The sequence below is a fragment of the Sporomusa sp. genome, assembly GCF_057736855.1.
In genome coordinates this window covers 1-2,597 of sequence record NZ_JBYKYF010000367.1, presented here as the reverse complement: position 1 = coordinate 2,597, position 2,597 = coordinate 1, and the positions used below count along the sequence as shown (strand labels likewise).

Below are 2,597 nucleotides of genomic sequence, written 5' to 3'. Positions count from 1 at the left end.
ATAATAATCCGTTTCCACTTCTGGGCCCTCGGCAATTTCAAAACCCATGCGCATAAACGTATCTTTGATAAGATTTAATGTTAACGTTAGCGGATGTAAATGACCAATACCGCTATGACGTCCAGGTAAAGTATCATCAATAGTTTCTGAGGCAAGTTTTTGGGCCAGTTCAGCTTGTTTCACGGCCTCAAGCTTACTAGCGATGATTTCTTCCAGTTCATTGCGGATTTCATTAACAATCTGACCGACTTTGGGCCTCTCTTCCGGGCTTAACGCACCCAAGCCACGGAGCATTCCGGTGAGCAGTCCTTTTTTTCCAAGATATTTAATTTTTAGTTCATTCAGTGCCTCTTTGCTGGCAACTTGTGACAGCTCATGAAGAGCAGTTTCTCTTAGGGATGTAAGCTCTTGTTCCATATGTTCCTCCTATTTATAAAAATAAAAAGACTTCAGCCCCAAGGGGCGAAAGTCTTGACTTCGCGGTACCACCCTAATTACACTCATTTTCCTGTAACGCGGAAAAAACGCCAAGCCTACACAGGATGTCCCTTCAGCCCGGATACTCAGAAGTGAACTTCTGTTAGCTGTTTCAGCGCTGCTCGCAATCTCTGGCAGCATCCTCCCTGTAGAAACATAACTAACATACTCTCTTCCTCATTGTACATAAAGCAAACTATTTATATTTAAGTTATTGGAGTTGTAAGCGTTTATACCATAAATACGCAGCAATGGAACCGGTAGCTTCAAACATTCTCCAGAAAAATTCGGCGGTCATCATCGTAAGACCACACCCTCTCTGCCTGTAATCGTGAACTCCATTATTGCTAACCGTATTATATCACAGCATTGTAGAAATTACAAGGTTGACCGCTGCTTTACCGCCTCGTATAAGATTATGCCAGCAGCAACTGCTACATTAAGTGATTCGGCTTTACCAATAAGTGGTATATTCACGCAGGCATCAGCTGCTTCTAGCAGTTCGTGACTAACACCTTGTCCTTCATTACCTAGTACAATGGCTACCGGACAGGTAAATTGAGTTTGATAGTATACTTGGGATTTTTGTAACCCAGTTGCCAGAAGCGTAATACCACGTTGCTGCAATAGAGGTATCAACTCTTTTGCAGATACACTTTCAACAACGGGTACATGAAACAACGACCCCATAGTAGCCCGTACTGTTTTGCTTGCATACATATCGGCTGATCCCTTAAGCGAAATTACTCCGGTACAGCCGGCAGCATCAGCAGTACGAATAATAGTACCAACATTTCCAGGATCTTGAATACTATCAAGTACCACAAGCAATGGGGGATTACCATCAGCCGCAAGTAGGTTTTCAAGAGATGTTTGGCGTTTTTTTACGATAACCATAATTCCTTGCGGCTGTTCCGTATCGGAGATTTTGTTATAAAGACTTTCTGGAACTTGTACCAATTGGCAATGTAACCTTTCCAGCCTTTCAAGCAGACAACGCGTCCGTTCACGAGCAGCAGCAGCTTCTGTATAAATACAGGATTTTAAAGACCATCCGGCAGCAGCGCATTCTTCTATCAACCGTACACCTTCGGCTATAAATAGGCCCAAACTGTCCCGATTTTTTTTCTGTTTCAGTGCAACAACTTGCTTAATCAGTTTATTTGCCGGACTGGAAATAAACTCGATCATTCTAATTCCTCCAGCTTTTGTATCCCTTGGCTTTCTCCGACAATAACGAGAATGTCTCCCTGTTCAATTTTTTCATAAGGATGAGGGGGTGCAGTCACGAGATCATTTCGTTTCATAGCTACTACATTTACTTTATATTTTTCCCGTAAACCGGTCTCAGCTAGGTTTTTCCCTACTAAGAATTTGGGAGCCGTAATTTCAACAATACTTAAATTAGGTGATAACTCGATATACTCTAATACATTCGTTGAGGCTAAATAATGTGCTACCCGTAACCCCATATCACGCTCAGGATAAACCACACGATCTGCCCCAATTTTTTCTAACATTTTCCCATGCAATTCGTTACGGGCCTTAGCAACAATATACTTTACCCCAAGTTCTTTCAAAAGTAATGTTGTGAACACATTGGCCTGCATATTTTCGCCGATAGCGACAACAACTACATCGAAATTCCGGATACCTAACGCTTTCAGTGAATTTTCATCGGTTGTATCTGCTTGAACAACATGGGTGACCTGCTCACTAAATTTTTGTACACGTTCTTCGTCGGCATCAATCGCCAGCACTTCATACCCAAGTGTGTATAGAGCGGTAGCAACACTTGTACCGAAACGGCCTAATCCGATAACGGCAAATTGTTTATTTTTTATTGCCATTGTCTTACTCTCCTTTTAACCGATAATAACTTTACCTTCCGGGTATTGCACATTGCCTTTACGGACTTTTAATGCTAAAGCTAATGCCAGCGTTACCGGACCAACGCGTCCGGCAAACATAGTAAAAACAAGCCAAAGCTTACCTGGCGTGGTCAGTGTGGCCGTAATTCCAGTTGTGAGTCCAGTTGTACTAAAAGCTGATACGACTTCGAATAGCAACTTAATAAATTCTTGCTTCTCGCTAATTGTCAGCATGATTGTTACAAAAAC

At 42.2% G+C, this 2,597-nt stretch carries 4 protein-coding genes and 1 other annotated feature; all 4 genes read right to left on the bottom strand.

What is annotated here, in order from left to right:
* A partial coding sequence (locus AC29Z1_RS16295) for a tRNA ligase subunit PheS family protein (RefSeq protein WP_488272504.1) occupies positions 1-417 on the bottom strand: 417 nt, incomplete at its 3' end.
* Between the two features lie 38 nt (positions 418-455).
* Positions 456-667, bottom strand: a binding site (T-box leader).
* A gap of 188 nt (positions 668-855) precedes the next feature.
* A complete protein-coding gene (gene rlmB / locus AC29Z1_RS16290) occupies positions 856-1,668 on the bottom strand; it encodes a 23S rRNA (guanosine(2251)-2'-O)-methyltransferase RlmB (protein WP_488272503.1) in 813 nt (270 codons plus the stop codon).
* Positions 1,665-2,321 (bottom strand): potassium channel family protein, encoded by a 657-nt coding sequence (locus AC29Z1_RS16285; RefSeq protein ID WP_488272505.1) that lies wholly within the window; start codon positions 2,319-2,321, stop codon positions 1,665-1,667. The genes rlmB and AC29Z1_RS16285 overlap by 4 nt, the downstream gene beginning before the upstream one ends.
* Positions 2,322-2,342: 21 nt before the next feature.
* A partial coding sequence (locus tag AC29Z1_RS16280; protein ID WP_488272502.1) for a potassium transporter TrkG occupies positions 2,343-2,597 on the bottom strand: 255 nt, incomplete at its 5' end.

What these genes read in the sequence shown, in the direction of transcription:
- rlmB (WP_488272503.1), bottom strand. Translation starts at nt 1,668, where the DNA reads ATGATCGAGTTTATTTCCAGTCCGGCAAATAAACTGATTAAGCAAGTT.